This window comes from Mycobacterium liflandii (assembly GCF_022354805.1).
GTDB lineage: Bacteria > Actinomycetota > Actinomycetes > Mycobacteriales > Mycobacteriaceae > Mycobacterium > Mycobacterium marinum.
This window is the reverse complement of record NZ_CP023138.1, coordinates 2,113,463-2,129,081: the sequence shown is the minus strand read 5'-3', so window position 1 is coordinate 2,129,081 and position 15,619 is coordinate 2,113,463. Positions and strand designations below refer to the sequence as shown.

11 protein-coding genes and 4 pseudogenes are annotated in these 15,619 nt (G+C 65.4%); 4 read left to right on the top strand and 11 right to left on the bottom strand.

What is annotated here, in order from left to right; all coding sequences use genetic code 11:
• Nucleotides 1-151: 151 nt before the first annotated feature.
• The 7 genes and pseudogenes from CKW46_RS09615 to CKW46_RS09585 all read right to left on the bottom strand — a co-directional run bounded on the left by CKW46_RS09615 (nucleotide 152) and on the right by CKW46_RS09585 (nucleotide 7,609).
• A complete protein-coding gene (locus CKW46_RS09615) occupies nucleotides 152-766 on the bottom strand; it encodes a hypothetical protein (protein WP_015354878.1) in 615 nt (204 codons plus the stop codon).
• 81 nt (nucleotides 767-847) lie between these two features.
• On the bottom strand, nucleotides 848-1,162 hold the full coding sequence (locus tag CKW46_RS09610; RefSeq protein WP_117437028.1) for a type VII secretion target: 315 nt from the start codon (nucleotides 1,160-1,162) through the stop codon (nucleotides 848-850).
• A 75-nt stretch (nucleotides 1,163-1,237) separates the two neighbouring features.
• On the bottom strand, nucleotides 1,238-1,741 hold the full coding sequence (locus CKW46_RS09605) for a hypothetical protein (RefSeq protein WP_499019082.1): 504 nt from the start codon (nucleotides 1,739-1,741) through the stop codon (nucleotides 1,238-1,240).
• A gap of 54 nt (nucleotides 1,742-1,795) precedes the next feature.
• Nucleotides 1,796-1,954 (bottom strand): annotated as a pseudogene (locus tag CKW46_RS09600) (ISAs1-like element ISMul1 family transposase); the annotation flags it as partial.
• 20 nt (nucleotides 1,955-1,974) lie between these two features.
• A pseudogene (locus tag CKW46_RS09595) lies at nucleotides 1,975-3,178 on the bottom strand (ISAs1-like element IS2404/ISMul1 family transposase).
• Nucleotides 3,179-3,297: 119 nt separating this feature from the next.
• The gene (locus tag CKW46_RS09590; protein ID WP_252872229.1) at nucleotides 3,298-4,092 is read right to left on the bottom strand and encodes an EspA/EspE family type VII secretion system effector; all 795 of its coding nucleotides are present in this window, start codon (nucleotides 4,090-4,092) and stop codon (nucleotides 3,298-3,300) included.
• A gap of 787 nt (nucleotides 4,093-4,879) precedes the next feature.
• Nucleotides 4,880-7,609, bottom strand: coding sequence for a helix-turn-helix transcriptional regulator (locus CKW46_RS09585; protein WP_482053093.1), 2,730 nt, complete (start codon nucleotides 7,607-7,609; stop codon nucleotides 4,880-4,882).
• A 613-nt stretch (nucleotides 7,610-8,222) separates the two neighbouring features.
• On the opposite strand from CKW46_RS09585, the gene CKW46_RS09580 reads away from it, so the two are divergent.
• Nucleotides 8,223-8,399 carry a hypothetical protein gene (locus CKW46_RS09580; protein ID WP_015354875.1) on the top strand — a complete coding sequence of 59 codons (177 nt, stop codon included), beginning with the start codon at nucleotides 8,223-8,225 and terminating at the stop codon, nucleotides 8,397-8,399.
• 20 nt (nucleotides 8,400-8,419) lie between these two features.
• Here the strand turns inward: CKW46_RS09580 and CKW46_RS09575 are convergent, their stop codons facing one another.
• From CKW46_RS09575 to CKW46_RS09565, 3 genes and pseudogenes are all read right to left on the bottom strand, one after another.
• Complete coding sequence (locus CKW46_RS09575; protein WP_041298904.1) at nucleotides 8,420-9,697, bottom strand: PucR family transcriptional regulator; 1,278 nt, start codon at nucleotides 9,695-9,697, stop codon at nucleotides 8,420-8,422.
• A 64-nt stretch (nucleotides 9,698-9,761) separates the two neighbouring features.
• Nucleotides 9,762-10,641, bottom strand: a pseudogene (locus tag CKW46_RS09570) (3-hydroxyacyl-CoA dehydrogenase family protein).
• 97 nt (nucleotides 10,642-10,738) lie between these two features.
• The gene (locus CKW46_RS09565) at nucleotides 10,739-11,512 is read right to left on the bottom strand and encodes an SOS response-associated peptidase (protein WP_482053387.1); all 774 of its coding nucleotides are present in this window, start codon (nucleotides 11,510-11,512) and stop codon (nucleotides 10,739-10,741) included.
• 63 nt (nucleotides 11,513-11,575) lie between these two features.
• Between CKW46_RS09565 and aroA the strand changes: the two genes are divergently transcribed.
• Together aroA and rsgA are read left to right on the top strand one after the other, a co-directional pair.
• Nucleotides 11,576-12,862, top strand: coding sequence for a 3-phosphoshikimate 1-carboxyvinyltransferase (gene aroA, locus CKW46_RS09560; RefSeq protein ID WP_085979872.1), 1,287 nt, complete (start codon nucleotides 11,576-11,578; stop codon nucleotides 12,860-12,862).
• Complete coding sequence (gene rsgA, locus CKW46_RS09555) at nucleotides 12,859-13,851, top strand: ribosome small subunit-dependent GTPase A (protein WP_117435154.1); 993 nt, start codon at nucleotides 12,859-12,861, stop codon at nucleotides 13,849-13,851. The genes aroA and rsgA overlap by 4 nt, the downstream gene beginning before the upstream one ends.
• On the opposite strand, the gene CKW46_RS09550 is transcribed toward rsgA, so the two are convergent.
• Nucleotides 13,838-14,311 (bottom strand): winged helix-turn-helix transcriptional regulator, encoded by a 474-nt coding sequence (locus CKW46_RS09550; RefSeq protein ID WP_015354870.1) that lies wholly within the window; start codon nucleotides 14,309-14,311, stop codon nucleotides 13,838-13,840. The two genes, rsgA and CKW46_RS09550, sit on opposite strands and share 14 nt — an antisense overlap.
• Before the next feature lie 88 nt (nucleotides 14,312-14,399).
• On the opposite strand from CKW46_RS09550, the pseudogene CKW46_RS09545 reads away from it, so the two are divergent.
• Nucleotides 14,400-15,582 (top strand): annotated as a pseudogene (locus CKW46_RS09545) (thiolase family protein).
• Nucleotides 15,583-15,619 lie beyond the last annotated feature (37 nt).

Here is a 15,619-nt window from a genome sequence, read left to right as displayed (position 1 = left end):
TGGGCCACAAAACGCCTGAATCCGCACCTAGCGCAGGCGTTGAGGCCCTGGGATCACCGTCGATCCGGTCAGAGTTACGAATCTCGCGATCGTCGGCTCGGGTTGCATCCGCTACACGGCCGAGGCGTCGAAATCTGCAGCAGTTCCACAGCTATCGGTATCGGGTGGAGAAAACCTCTGCTTGTTTTGCGGTGGCCTGTTCTTCGGACATCAAACCCATGGTGTTCTCCATGAAGTCACGCAATACCTCGCGCTCGTCAGTGCCCATCTCCGCCACGGGTTCCCACTCGGAATAGCTTCCCAACATATAGCTGTGCTGGGCCGCCAACCCGTTTTGTCGAGCCAGGGCCGCGATTACCAGTACCTCCTCGGCGAGCTCGGCTTCACTCATGCTGGTCACCTTTGCCGACAGAGTGACTCGATGGATCCGGCCGTCCATCAGCGCCGACACCGACACCGTCCCAGGGGGGTTGACGACCGTGAACAGCGGGGCGCCATTCGAGTCGACGCCTTCCTCGGCACCCGCCGTCTCGGCGGCACCGTGGGGCTCTTCGATCTGCAATGGGGCGGTGTCGGGCTCGGTGTCTTCGTCTTCGACCTCGCCAGGCATGAACTGATCCATCGCATCGATGTCCGGTACTGGGTGTGTCGGGTCATCGGTGGCAAAGCCATCCAGGGCATCCGACTCCGCGCCGTCTTCGCAAACCTCCTCGGCGACAAAGAAATCCAGGGCGTCGAGATCATCGTGGTCGTGGTAGAGCGACATGGTGTCCCTTCTTTCTGCATCTGAAGCGCTAATGGTCGACCCCGGCGCGGTAACCATGCCCACCAGCGGGTTCCGACCCGATCAGCGCTCAATGATCTGTTTGTCGAGGCTTTCGCCGGCCTGCTCGTCGACTCCCTGGTATGCGCTGCTGGCGATGCGTAGCTTGGCGGCGAGCTTGCTAGAAGTCGTGTTCATGCTGTTGGCCGCCGCGCGGCGGGCAGCCTCGGCATTGGCAAATGAGGTCTTGGAGGCTCCACTGATCACACCGTGAGACACCCAGACCTCATTCTTGAGATTCGTGGACGCGGCACCCGCAGATGCTGCCGTGGCCGCCGCTTGGGTCTGTGTGGCGGCCAGTGTCTGTAGGTATTGCGGTGTGACAACCAAGTTCGCCATGGATCTATCTCCTCGTCATATCGTTTCTGTGCGCTATCGCATCGGCCTGCAGCGGCTTCGACTCGACGGCGAGCGTCACACGACCTGCTGCGCAAAGATCGGCTGCTGCGCCGGTGGGGTGTCAGCAGCGGCCGCTTCGATCGGTGCACGCCCGGCAGCTGCGCCGGCCGAGTCCGCCCCGGCGCCCTCGACATCTTCAACAGTGGTGGCCTCGGCCTGCGCGGTGTCCTCGGCGGGAGCAGTCCCCTTGCCCTGTTGGGCCATCGATGCGACCTGCTGGACCTGTCCCATCGCCTGGTTGGCCAGGTTCGCGTGCTGAGAGACATGCCCCGAGAACTTTGCGCCTTGCCCCGAAATCGCCATCAGTTGGGCCAGGTTGGGCATGGTGAACGCCGACGTCGCCGACGGCGCATCTTCGAGCGGCACAGCCTCATCGGCGGCAGCGCTGTAGAACGCGGATTCGTCCGCGGCGCCGCTGGCGCGGCCGAGCGACCCGGCCGCCTCAGCTGTGAACGCCGTGCCCGACGCCGCAAAGCTCGAGATCGTCGACTCGGCCGACGCGGGCATATTGGCCGCCACCGGCATACTCGGGTCCGCTCCTTGGTACGGATCCCAGGGCTCCGGCGTTGTTGATTAGCAGGCTTGTGAGCTGGGGAATTGTGGATTGAGGAGGTCTAGGCGGCGGTTGGCGGTCAAAGCGGTGATCCGGCAGGCTTCGGCGATGTTGTCGGCGCCGTTGAGGCGGTGCAGATTGATCGCGGTGTTGCGTAGCGTTGCTAGGACCTGTGCGCCCAGGGCTCCGGCGTTGTTGATTAGCAGGCTTGTGAGCTGGGGAATTGTGGATTGAGGAGGTCTAGGCGGCGGTTGGCGGTCAAGGCGGTGATCCGGCAGGCTTCGGCGATGTTGTCGGCGCCGTTGAGGCGGTGCAGATTGATCGCGGTGTTGCGTAGCGTTGCTAGGACCTGTGCGCCGTTTCCGGTATGTGCCCTTTGATGGTCTTCGTCGAAGGTGACGTCGCGTATCCAGTGCAGGCTGTTCTCGATTCCCCAGTGTTGACGCATCCAGGTCATGATCGCGGTAGGGCGGGCGTGCTCGAACGGCAGGCTGCAGATGGCATAGACCACCTCCACGCTGCGCTGGTCGGTGGCGGTGATCAAGCGTTCACGAGTGATCCGGATGATTTGTTTTGCGTAGGGGAAGCCGATTCCTCGTGCAGCGGTGATGATTTGCAGGGTGCGGGTCTCGACACGGCCGTGGTCGCGGGAGTCGTCGGTAGCGGCTGTGGGCACCTCGGCCCAGGGCAGCGCGGTGATACGCGCAAGTATTTTGGCTTGGTTGGACTTGACGATCATCAGGTAGTGCGACTTCAAGGTGGCGCAGATCAACTTCGCGGTGACGACCTGGGTATGCATCGCATCCACGGTGACCAGCCACCGCAAGCTACCCGGCAGCAGCGTGAGCAGGGCACGTACGCAGGGAATTTCATTGCTTTTCTCGGCGACAGCGAGTTGACTGAGCACCAATCGGGCACGGTGGGCGAACACCGACACGAGATGCGTGGCTGTCGCTTTGGCGCGTAAAGGCACCACGCAGCATCTTGCCGTCCAACGCGATCGGCACCAATCCACTGGGGTCGCTGCTGGCCACGTGTGCAGTGAAGTAACTGCCCATCCTGGCGTTGAGGTCGGCGGGGTCTAGCCGAGACAAAACAGCGCGGAAGGTCTTCTCACTGGGCCGCCGGAACCGGACCCCTAATTGGGCCAACACATCATCGGGAGCGGTGGCCGCCCATGTGGCAAAAACAGCATAGCCGCGCATCCCCGCGGCAGTGGCCAGAACCGCGATCGCCAACAAAGCCATCAGCGAATACCTCCGACCGCGTGGGTCCCTCGGGTCCGGCACCGAGACCAACACATCGAGAAACTCCGATCCGATGAGCTCGCTACGCTCACCAGGACTCCAGCGGTCGAACACCTCTGGAACCGACGACACAGGCAATACTGAAACGGTAGGCACGGGCAACTCCAGACCAACGACGAACAGTAACCAACTCGATCGTTCTCCAGATAGCCCGTGCCTACACTCCGGCCCCAATAGCGCGGCACCAAAGATCATCAACCCAGCTCACAAGCCTGCTAATCAACAACGCCGGAGCCCTGGTACGGATCCGGAGTCAAATCTTGGTAATTGGCGGTCAAGACGTCCGCCTTCTTGGAGTTCTCAACCGAATAGGTGAGCACGGTGGAAAGCAGGCCCATGGCGATGGCGATGCCAAGCCCACTCACCGTGAATCCGAAAGACCGGGCCATGGCTGGGCCGGCCGGTACCGCAAACATCAAGGCCATCTCAACCGCGAAAGCCGCCAGAAGTAGGTTCTTGAGAATCGCAATCCCCAGGCGCCCATGGGTCACCCATTCGGCCTGATCTTTTACCAGGGCCGCGAACTTGACGTCGAGCTCGGCGAGCGCTTGTCCGCGATTCTGCAGTGCCGTGTTCTGGCTGGCATAGGCATAGGATGCCGAGCCCTGCCAACTGTTATCCGGAAGGGCCGACCCCAACTGTGCCTGAGCCTTGGCGAACTGCGTCGAGCCGACCAGGAGTTCATCTCCTTCGGCTGGCGGCCCGAACCCCATCAACGTCTCCAACACTTCGACGATGTTGATCGTCCAGAGGATGGCACTGGCCCCTTGCGCCGCTTTTGAACTGGCAAGACTGGTCAACTGAGAGTGACCTACGCGCTTCGCCAGCGCCTGCGGCACCCAAGTTTGTCCGAAAACAGCGGTCAGCCCGTCCGAGGCCATGCCGGTCGCACTCGCCGCGAGATATTCAGGGTTAGTGAACTTTGGATCATTAACTCCGACGAATTGTTGACCAAAACTGCCGAGGTTGACGATGGTCCTAACCGCAGCGGCGATTAGTCCTGCAGGCATAGAGACGTCCTTACTGTTCGTTCTTGGCGATTCGGCGCCGTACGGGTGCCCCCGCGGGGCGACCCACTTCCATCACATCGTCGTGAGGCAACGCGGCGAACTGAATTGGCTTCGCACGCGCCGCCACACGCGCGGCCCGCCGGCCGACGCGGCTGGTGATCCAATTGCCCTCACCAGGAACGGTTCACACACGAACCGAACGTGGCTCGAGACGGCAAATCCAGTGCGAGGTGTCCGGGCAACGTACGTTGTCGCGCCAGACGTCGGCAGGCTCCCCCGACCGCGTGCCACTGGGCGCAGCTGGCTGCGGCACGGGTGAATACCGGGCGACCGGTTGGGATTCGGCGCGGACATCACTGCTGGGATTGATATTCCAGTGTCCGAGCACCGCGCGGTGCGGCAACAACGCGAGGGCGCCAGGCATCATCGGGGCAACCTCGCCGGGACGCGGACACGGCTGGCCAAAGCCCATGGATGAACACCACCGGTGTCCACGTACACGGCATTCGCTGCTCCTTGCCCTAGTCCCGCTTCATGGCGGTGACATGCCAAGGGTTGCACCTGGCGAACCGGGCGGCATCGGTCAGATGACTCAATTGCGTGAGGTAATCGGAATCAGCCGATACGGCTGCGCACCAACGGTGCGTTGCGATAGACGCAGCTTTGCACCGATCTACTCGTTTGTCAGGCGTTTTGCCACAAGTGCGGCCCGTCATGGTCGGCAACCGCACCGCGTTCGGGCCGCTTGGAGACGTCGGTGGTTACGCTGGCCGGCGGATGGAATCAATCAGATTTGATCGGGTGCCGCATGGATGGCGTCGAGGGCGTCATGCAATCCGGCCCGGTTTGTGACCCCCAGTTTGGGGAACAACCGATACAGATGTGCACCGACGGTGCGCGGCGACAAGCATAGCCGTGCGGCTATCTCCTTGTTCGACAGGCCTTTGGCGGCCAATTCGGCCACCAGGCGTTCCTGCGCGGTGAGCGGAGCGGGACCCACCGCGGCCGAGTGGCGTACCGCGGTACCCGCGGCACGCAGTTCATTGCGCGCCCGCTGGGTCCACGGTTCGGCGCCCAGACCGGCAAAGATCTCCGCGGCTGCACGAAGCACAACGCGGGCGTTGCGATAGCGGCGCAGCCGGCGGAGGCGCATTCCGTACGCCAGCCGAATACGGGCGTGCTCGAATGGAAATGAAGCGACCGCCGGATGGCCAAGTACCTTCTCGAACAACGCTGGAGCCCGCTCGTCCGAGGCACACAAGGCCTCCGCAGCACCGGTTGCGATGGCCAGTCGCGGCGGGGCGTCGGCGAATTGCAGGCGCTTGGCCGCCCGAACGTGCCGGCGCGCCTCGTTGAGTCGATCCGTATGAACCGCAGCCTCGACGAGATCGAACAGGGTGCGGGTGGCGTGCAACGCGAACGGCGGGAACTCCCCCGGCGCCGTGATCGCGGTGGCCTGCAGGTAGGCCGATTCGTAGTCGCCTTCGGCAAAGCTACACAGGATCGCGATCTGCGCGACGGCCCCGGTGAGGAAGCCGACCCGCCGCGGCTCGGCCCATACCCGCACTTGGGCGGCGAGCTCACGGGCCCGCACCACATCGCCGCGGCAGGCCGATATGGCACCCAAATAACCTCTGAGCTGATAGCCAAACAGCTCGTAGTGGTGCTGACTACACAACGCCACGCCGCGCTGACTGGTATCGACCGCCTCGGCCCACTGACCGCTGGCCAGCTGATAGGCCGTGACCAACGCGAGCGTCGCAAGCGCAATGGTGGCCGCGCCGCCCTCGATTTCGCGGTCAGCCAGCGGAACCAGTACCGAACGAAAGTCGTCGATCAGGTCCACGTAATAGCCGGCCAGGGCAACGCGCATCACATCCCATGGCTCCAGCTCCGCCAACCGATCCAGTTGCTCCTTCAGCCGCTGCGTCACGGTGCGGCCGCGGCGGGCCGCATCGGCCCAGGCGTCGCGGTAGATGACGCTCAGCTCGCCCAGCCGGTCGGCTAGCGAGTCGACCAGGCCATCGGTGATCTGCCACAGCGCGGGGTCCGCGGCAAACATGCTGACCGCGAGCAACAGGTTGACCATCCGGGTCAGGGTTTCGCCGTCGAGGTCATCGGCCGATTGCAGCCGCTCAACCAGGCGACGATGTGTCGCGGTGACATCTCCATAGCGGTATAGCGAAATGAAAGACGAGATCAACAGCGCACTTGCCGACGCGCCGCCACCCAAACCCGCATCGGCCAGAAGTCGCTCGGCCTCGTCGAGTTGCGCCGCCTGCAACGCAACAAAGGCCGCGCTAGCCAGCAACTGTTCGCGACGCCGTGGTCGGTCGCTCAATTCACCCGCGCGCCGCAGCAACTCGATCGCCTGACAGGCATCGCCGCGGCGGATCGTCAGCTCGGCCGCCGCGGCGAGGGTATCGACAACCGCCGGATCGGGATCGACGGTGGCATGAGCGAGATAGGCGGCCCGGCGCACCACGTCATCGGGATACAGGTCGGCCAACTGCGCGTAGGCATGGCGCCGCTGCCCGGCGGTTGAGGTCTGGATCACTGCCGCACGGACCAATGGATGCCGGAAGACCAGCTCACCGCGGTCGACCACCAGCACGCCGTGTTCGATGGCGGCGTCGACTCCCTGCATCACATACCGCGTTCGCGGCGGCGCCGATGCCACGCCACCCGTCGCGGCCCCATCCAGTGCGCCGCGCAGCAGTTGCGCCTTGACCGACTCGTCGAGTTTGTTCAGCCGATCACCGAAGATGGCCACCAGTCGCTGAGTCAGCGGCAACGGCGCGTCAGGCGCCCAGCTGTTCTCCAACGCGCACCGCGACAGCTCGGCCAGCGCCAACGGATTTCCGGCGGCCTGCTCGAGCACCCCAACGCGCGCGGAGTGCGGCAGGTCGACGTCGAGTTGATCCAGAAACCGCTCGGCCTGCTCCGGGCCGAGCGGAGCCAGCACCATCTGCGGCCATCCCCCGTCCGCCAACGCATTGGGGACCTCATTACGGCACGCAGCCAGAAACCGCACCGCCGCACCGTCGAGCCGCCGTCCGGCCATCGCGATGACCCGTGCGCTGACGTCGTCGAACCAATGTGCGTCATCGATAACCACCAGCAGCGGCGTCACCTCACTCGCCAACGCCAACAGGTTGAGCAAGGCAAAGGTCAGCGCGGTAACTGTCGGCACCCGGTCGGGTACCGCACCCAGCACCGCCGCCAAGGTGCGCCGATCATCGGCGCCCAGTTGGGCGATGAACTCCCGCAGCGGGTAAACGAGCTGGCTCAGCCCGGCCAGCACGAAGGCCGCCTCGGCTTCTACCCCGCTGCACCGCAGCACCCGCCTGCCCGGTACCGCAGCCCGCTCCGACAATGCTTGGACCAGCATGGACTTGCCGACACCGGAGTCGCCTCGCAACGCCAGGCAACCGTCAGCGGTCCCACCGTTAACAAACGACTCCAGCGCGGCTAGTTCATCGACCCTTTCGATAAGACGACAACCACCCAAGTCCACAAATTCATTTCAGCAACCAAAGACCGATGATCCGCGAGTACGGCAGCGACTTGCCAGTGAACTGACAGCTACCTGCCAGCAAGCGCGCGCATCGGGCCAGGTGGAGCGGCCCGCGTGACCGCCCAGGACTGACAGCTTCCGTCAGCCCTGGACAGGACTGCGGCCGGGCGGATGGCCGAAAGCGGCCGCCGGAGAGTTCGCAGGCAGGTCCGCAAACTCTGCGTCGCGTTCGATCACCGGGTAGGGCCGCTACCCGATCACCCGGACCGGCACCCAATTCGGCAAAGACCGACTGTAAGTCATTACAGCGCAAGGTAATACGCTCCGGATGGCGATCTATTGATGCGACGAGGTTGGCGCTCAGGGCGGGCACGGGCCCTTTTCAGGATTGGCCGGGCGCGCTGACCATGGTGGTGCCGCCGATGGGTTTGGGTTCGTCTCCAGACAACAAGTCTGGACACAAAGTTGGTCGCTTGACGACATCGCAGCGCGCTCGGACTGCAATTAACTTACGTACCGAGCGCAACGGTGCGCATTCGAATAACCCACAGCCACAAACTAATTCCGCCCCACTGCGTCCTAGATCGGTGGCGCGGAGAAATGTGAGTAGATCATGACCGTCATCCTGCCGTACCTGACCATCGCCGGAATGCTTGCTCTTGTCTTGTTCCCGCTGATCGTGCCGGCTTTGATCACGCTGGTGCACACCGTCACCGACCCGGGCTCGCGGGCAGCCCGGTACCTGCGTCGCACCCGGTCTCAGGGGCTGGCCGTTCCCGAGGCCGGATAGCGCGGCCCGGCCGTCCTGGCCTACTTCGACTGCAAGACCGAGCCGCCGTACCAGTGACACACCAGCAGCGCGAGTTCGACATCAAGGCGGTCGCTACCGATCGCCCGGCCACGCCGGGCGACGGCGCGGCCGACGCGATACTTCACCGTGTTGAAATGCATGTTGAGCCGCTGCGCGGCGAGCTTGTAGCTCGACCCGCACGCCAGGTAGACGCGCAGGGTATCGCGCAGCCGCGCGTCGCTATCTCCGTCGCGCGCCAGCTCGCCCAGGACTTGGGCCACCCACTCTCGGGTGCCGGCCAGGTCACCACCAAAACGCGCCACCACCGACAACCCGGGTTCACCGGCGCTGATCATCAGCGGCGGGCGGCGATCGCACAGGATCCCAACGCTGCGAGCTTCGGCCGCCTCCCGGTGCGATCGGCGAAAGCCGTCCACCCCACTGGCCGGTGTTCCGATCGCCACGTTCGGTGAATCCGGGCGAGACCGTACGAAGTCAGCGACCGCCGCCACGGCGCGCTCCGGCGCCGCCCGGTACGGCAGCCACCCCCATCCGCAGCTCGGGTCAGCGGCTACGAACAACGGGCTGGCGTCGACTCCGGCGGCTTCGCCCAGTTCCCGCAGGAAGCGTTGCAGCCTGGGCAGTTCGTCGACTTCCGAGCCTTGGTCGGGATACCACATGACAAGGGCGAGATGGTGCCATCGCAGCGGATGACGCACCGAAGTGATCGCCGCGTCGGCGTCGATCTCCTTGTCTGCGGCCAGGATCTCACGCACCCGCACGCCACGAAGACTGTTCTGGTTTTCCAGCCAGCATTCGCGCTCGTCTTCGTAGACGACGACCTGCTGCGACATCCAATCGATGTACTCGAACATCGCGACACTGATCGCTTCGATAACCGGCACCCGCATCGACTCCGGGATGTCGGTGGCCCGCAACTCGTCGAAGATCAGCTCGTTCATCAGGCGCTGACCCAGCCGATACGCCCGCACCAACGCGTTGACCGGCACGCCATGCTGCGCCAGTCGGCGCGCGTACTCCAATGCCGTGGTGGGCGCCTCGACTCGCTCGACGGCGATGTCGTAGCGCAGCGCATGCAGCATCGTGTCCACGTTGGCCTCGATGCTGGTGCCCAGCAATTCCTCGATGCGAAGGTCGCCGCCGAGTTCGGGAATGGTGCGCTCCAACGAGCGCCGAATGTGGGAAGCCACCTCGCCCAACCGGTCGTGCAGTCGCACGGCGACAGCGGCGACGTAACGGCTCACCCCGACCTCACCATCGAGGTGCGGATTCTCCACGTCCTCGACGTTAGCCCTTGCCGTCACGTTTCGGTGCCAGCAAGACGGTCCCGGATTCGCGCAGCTACGTATCCGAGGAATTCGGGTAGGTGTAGAAACCTTCGCCGGTCTTGACACCGAGCTTGCCCGCGTCAACGTAGGACCGCAGCAAGTCCCGCACGTTTGTCGGCAGGTACGAAAACTCGTCGGCATAGTGGTTTTCGATGTCGAGCACGACGTCCAGACCGACCTGGTCCATCAGCTGGAACGGCCCGGCCGGTACCCGCCAATTGACCTTGAACATCCCGTCGACGTCCTCTGGGCGGGCCACTCCCTCGGCGACCACGGCCAGCGACTCACGTTTGATGGCGGCCCAGACCCGATTGAAGATGAAGCCGGTGCACTCCCGACGCGCCTCGAAAGGATGCACGCCGAATTCGGGCAAAGCGGTCAGCAGGGTATCCAGGAGACCACGTTCGGTCTCGCCGTCGGACATCAGGTCCAGCGCATTGAACTGAGGCGGCATGTAGAAATGCGTGTTGCACAACCGGGTCTTGTCGCGCACGTTGTCGGCCATCAGCCGGGACGGGAAGGACGACGAGTTGGTCGCGAAGATGGTGTCCGGCGGCGCCGCCTGATCGATCTGGCCCCACAGCGCAGTCTTGATCTCCAGCTTCTCGGGAGCGGACTCGACCGCCAGCCATGCACCCTCTAGTGCGGTCGCCAGGCAATCCGTGGCCGTGACACTACCGACTTCACCGAAACCTCTGTCCTGCAGCAGCTTCGGCAGATTGTCTGCCACATACTGCGTGGGCCCGCTGTTCGGCGCGGCGCGCATAGATTCGCACGGTCCCGCCACGGCTGGCGAACATCAACGCGATACGGCGCCCCAAAATGCCCGCGCCGATCACCGCCACCGGGCGGCTACGGATGTCTGCAAAGGTGTACGTGTATGCGCCAGTCACACCCGCATGCTAGGTCCGCGCGGGGTGTTCGGGCAGTGTCGCGAAAGCACAAAGATCGACAGCTTGTTGTCTTGCCGAGACAGCCCGTACCGGCGCGCTAGAGCAGCGTGATCTGTTCGGGCTGCGGCTTGGCCGGCTCCAGCAGCTCCGGCCCGTTATTGCGCACGCTGTTGACCAGCGTGGACACCTCACGAAACGCCATGTCGCGCACATCGGGCGGATGGGACAACAGCGCCGGGTCCAGCGGTGCATCCGGGTTGAGCCAGGCGTCCCAGTCGCCTTCGGACAGCATCAGCGGCATCCGGTCGTGGATCCCGGCCAGTTCGCCCGCGGCATCGGTGGTGATGATCGTGGCGCTCAACAACGGGGCGGCCGCGTTATTCGGCTTCCACACCGACCACAGCCCGGCCATGCACACCGTGTTGCCGTCAGCGCGATGGATGAAGAAGGGCGTCTTGGCAACCTTCTTGCTCCCTGCGCCGCTGAGAACGTCGGGGTTGGCCCGCCATTCGTACCAGCCGTCCATCGGCACCAGACAACGCTTGTGCTGCGCAGCGCCACGAAACGCCGGCGACGTGGCGACCGTCTCCGCGCGGGCGTTGATCAGCAGCGGCCCCTTGCCCTCCGGTGCGCCCTGAGGCCCCGGTTTGGCCCACGACGGCACAAATCCCCAGCGCATCATCCGGACGCGGCGAGTCGGCTCGTCATCGGGCTCGCTGTGGCGGGTCACGACGGTGGCGATCATGTCGGTTGGGGCCACGTTGTAGTTGGGGGCGAAGCCATCGGAGGCCGCGCCGCTGGCTTCTTCGATGGCGTTGATCTTCTCGGCCAGCAAGGCCGGATCGGTGGTGACCGCAAACCGTCCACACATGACTCCCATGGTGCCTGGTATCCACGACACCCGCCGACACGGCAGGATGAAGCGGTGAGCAGCATCGAGCCATGGCCAGCCCCATTCGCACCGACACCCGTGCACGCGACCGTGACCGTCCCGGGCTCGAAGTCGCAGACCAACCGGACGCTGGTGCTTGCGGCGCTGGCCGCGGCACAGGGCCAAGGCTCCTCGACCATCACCGGCGCGCTGCGCAGCCGCGATACCGATCTGATGATCGAGGCGTTGCAGACGTTGGGCTTGCGGGTCGACGGGACTGGTTCCGAGCTGACGGTCAGTGGCCGCATCCGGCCCGGCCCCGAGGCCCGGGTCGACTGCGGCCTGGCCGGCACGGTGTTGCGGTTCGTTCCCCCGCTGGCGGCGCTGAGCGCCGCCCCGATCACCTTCGATGGGGATGAGCAGGCCCGGGCCCGCCCCATCGCACCGCTGCTGGATGCGCTGCGCGGCCTGGGTGTGCCCGTCGATGGTGCCGGCCTTCCGTTCCGGGTTCAAGGCACCGGGTCGGTCGCGGGCGGCACGGTGGCCATTGATGCATCCGCGTCGTCACAGTTCGTCTCCGGCCTACTGCTGTCCGGCGCGTCGTTCACCGATGGCCTAACGGTGCAACACACCGGTTCGGAGCTGCCGTCCGCACCGCACATCGCGATGACGGTGCAGATGCTGCGCCAAGCCGGCGTCGATGTCGACGACTCGATACCCAACCGCTGGCTGGTCCGGCCCGGCGCCCTCAGGCCTCGGCATTGGGACGTCGAGCCGGATCTGACCAATGCGGTCGCATTTCTGGCGGCGGCCGTGGTCACCGGCGGGACGGTGACCATCACCGGCTGGCCGGCGGACAGCGTGCAACCCGCCAAGAACATTCTCGACATTCTGCAGACACTGAATTCCACGGTCCGACATATTGATTCATGCCTTCAGGTGCAGGGTCCGCAGACCTACCGCGGATTCGACGTCGACCTGCGCGATGTCGGCGAACTCACCCCATCGGTGGCGGCGCTGGCGGCGCTGGCGAGCCCCGGATCGGTGTCCCGGCTGGCTGGCATCGCGCATCTGCGCGGCCACGAGACCGATCGGCTGGCCGCCTTGAGCACCGAAATCAACCGCCTCGGCGGCAACTGCGAACAAACCTCCGACGGTCTGGTGATCACCGCTACGCCGCTGCGTCCGGGCAGCTGGCGCGCCTACGCCGATCATCGGATGGCGATGGCCGGCGCGATCGTCGGGCTCCGGGTGGCCGGGGTCGAGGTGGACGACATCGGGGCTACCAGCAAGACGTTGCCGGAGTTCCCACAGCTGTGGACCGAGATGGTCGAGGGGTCCAGCGGTTGAGGCCAGGCGACTACGACGAATCCGACGTCAAGATCCGTTCGGGTCGCGGCTCACGTCCGCGTACCAAGACCCGTCCGGAACACGCTGACGCCGAAGCCGCCATGGTGGTCGCCGTTGACCGCGGCCGCTGGGGATGCGTGCTCGGCGAGGACCCGCTGCGTCGGGTCACCGCGATGCGGGCCCACGAGCTCGGACGCACCCCGATCGTGGTCGGCGACGACGTCGACCTGGTCGGGGATCTGTCCGGACGCCCCGACACCCTGGCCCGCATCGTGCGCAGGGGGCCACGCCGAACGGTGCTGCGTCGCACCGCCGATGACACCGACCCCACCGAACGGGTCGTGGTCGCCAACGCGGATCAGTTGTTGATGGTGGTGGCGTTGGCCGACCCGCCACCGCGCAGCGGATTGGTGGACCGGGCCTTGATCGCCGCCTACACGGGCGGTCTGACCCCCATACTCTGCCTGACCAAGACCGACCTGGCCCCGCCCGAACCTTTCGCCGAGCAGTTCCTCGAACTGGACCTTCAGGTGGTTGCGGCGGGCCGCGACGATCCGCTCCTCGCGGTGGCCGACCTACTCGACGGCAAGACGACCGTACTGCTCGGGCATTCCGGCGTCGGCAAGTCGACTCTGGTGAATCGCCTGGTCCCTGAGGCCGATCGGGCCGTCGGCGAGGTCACCGAGATCGGCAGGGGCCGGCACACGTCGACGCAGTCGGTCGCGCTGCCTCTCGAGACGGACGGGCAGGGCGGCGGGTGGGTGATCGACACTCCCGGAATCCGCTCGTTCGGCTTGGCCCACATCCAGCCAGACGACGTGCTGCTGGCCTTTACCGACCTGGCCGAGGCGATCGGCGATTGCCCGCGCGGCTGCGGGCACATGGGGCCGCCGGCCGATCCCGAATGCGTACTGGACAGTTTGTCCGGAACCGCGGTGCGCCGCGTGGCAGCGGCCCGCCGGCTGCTGACCGCCCTCAGGGAGACCTGACCAACCGCATACCGAGTTCGTCGGCGGGCACCAAGTGCCCTTTGGCACATCGAATTTCAACCTGCGCCTGCGCCCCACAGCCCAGGTGGGTCAGTTGCAGGCAATCGCCGCCGGGCAGGTGGCGCTTGCCCCACTGAAACAGGGAAAAGACCACCGGCATGAAATCAAGCCCGGCCTCGGTGAGCACATACTCATCGCGGCTGCGCTGCCCCGGCTCGCGATACGGCCGCCGCGCCAGCAGTTTGAGGCTGACCAATTCGGCCAGCCGCGCCGAGGTCGCGGCCTTGGTGATACCCACCCGGCGGGCGAAGTCATCAAAACGGGTGGTGCCGTAGTAGGCCTCCCGCATGATCAGCATCGCGGATTTGGTACCGACGACGGCCATGGTCTTCTCAATCGGACACTCGCCCACCGCCGACCAGCCATCACGGTCGGCCAGTGGGCCCTCAAGCATTGTCACGAAGATCACCCTCCGCTCCAGGTTGCGTTGAGTATACCCAGCTGTTATAGCCGAGTATAGTTACCAATACTCAGCTTAAGGAGGAGCCATGTCCCAGAGTCGCGACGCCGTCATCGTCGGCGCCGTCCGCACCCCCATCGGCAAGGGCAAGGCCAACGGCGCACTGCACCAGGTACTACCCGCCGACCTGCTGGCGCATAGCCTGCGCGAACTGGCGGCCCGAACCGGCGTCGACCCGGTACAAGTCGACGATGTGATCGCCGGCGCGGTGACCCAGGTCGGCGATCAGGCGGTCAACATCGCGCGCAATGCGCTGGCTGGGTGCCGGATTCCCGGAATCGGTTCCCGGGGTCACCATCGACCGGCAATGCGGCAGCAGCCAGCAGGCCATCAGCTTTGCCGCCCAGGGCGTGCTGGCCGGTGCTTACGATCTGGTGATCGCCGGCGGCGTTGAATCGATGAGCCGCGTCCCGATGGGCACCTCGGTGCTGCCCGGAAGCAACCCGTTCGGCGCGGACATGAACAACCGCTACCCCGACGGGCTGGTCCCCCAGGGCATCAGCGCCGAGCTGATTGCGGCACGGTGGGGCTTGTCGCGCACCCAACTCGACGAGTTCTCCGCAGCCAGCCATGACAAGGCCGCCCGCGCCACCAAGGACGGACTCTTCGACAACGAGCTGATCCCGATCGCCGGGCTCACCCACGACGAGATCATCCGCCCCGGCGCCACCGTCGATACGCTCGCCGCGCTGCGGCCGGCGTTCTACAGCGATGCGATCAAAGAGCGCTTCCCGCAGATCAACTGGTCGATCACCCCGGGTAACTCGTCACCGTTGTCCGACGGCAGCGCCGCGATCATGATCACCAGCAGCGACGTCGCCCGGAAGCTGGGCCTGCGCCCGTTGGCGCGCATTCACACCACCACGGTGGTGGGTTCGGATCCGCTCTACATGCTGACCGGGGTCATCGCGGCCACCGAAAAGGCGCTACGCCGCGCCGGGTTGGCCCTGCGCGACATCGACCTGTTCGAGGTCAACGAGGCCTTCGCCCCGGTCGTGCTGGCCTGGGCGAAGGACACCGGGGCGGATCTGGCCAAGACCAACGTCAACGGCGGCGCAATCGCCATCGGCCACCCGTTGGGCGCCAGCGGTGCGCGTATCATGACCACGCTGGTCAACGCTTTGGAGCAGCGCGGTGGCCGCTACGGCCTGCAGACCATGTGCGAGGGCGGCGGCATGGCCAACGCGACCATCATCGAGCGACTGGGGTAGCCGCAGCGCGCGCCGACGGCCGCCGCCACCGCCGAGG

Excerpts from the sequence above, each read along its gene's own strand:
- CKW46_RS09615 (WP_015354878.1), bottom strand. The coding sequence starts at position 766 with ATGTCGCTCTACCACGACCACGATGATCTCGACGCCCTGGATTTCTTT.
- CKW46_RS09610 (WP_117437028.1), bottom strand. The coding sequence starts at position 1,162 with ATGGCGAACTTGGTTGTCACACCGCAATACCTACAGACACTGGCCGCC.
- CKW46_RS09590 (WP_252872229.1), bottom strand. The coding sequence starts at position 4,092 with ATGCCTGCAGGACTAATCGCCGCTGCGGTTAGGACCATCGTCAACCTC.
- CKW46_RS09580 (WP_015354875.1), top strand. The coding sequence starts at position 8,223 with ATGACCGTCATCCTGCCGTACCTGACCATCGCCGGAATGCTTGCTCTT.
- CKW46_RS09565 (WP_482053387.1), bottom strand. The coding sequence starts at position 11,512 with ATGTGTGGACGGTTTGCGGTCACCACCGATCCGGCCTTGCTGGCCGAG.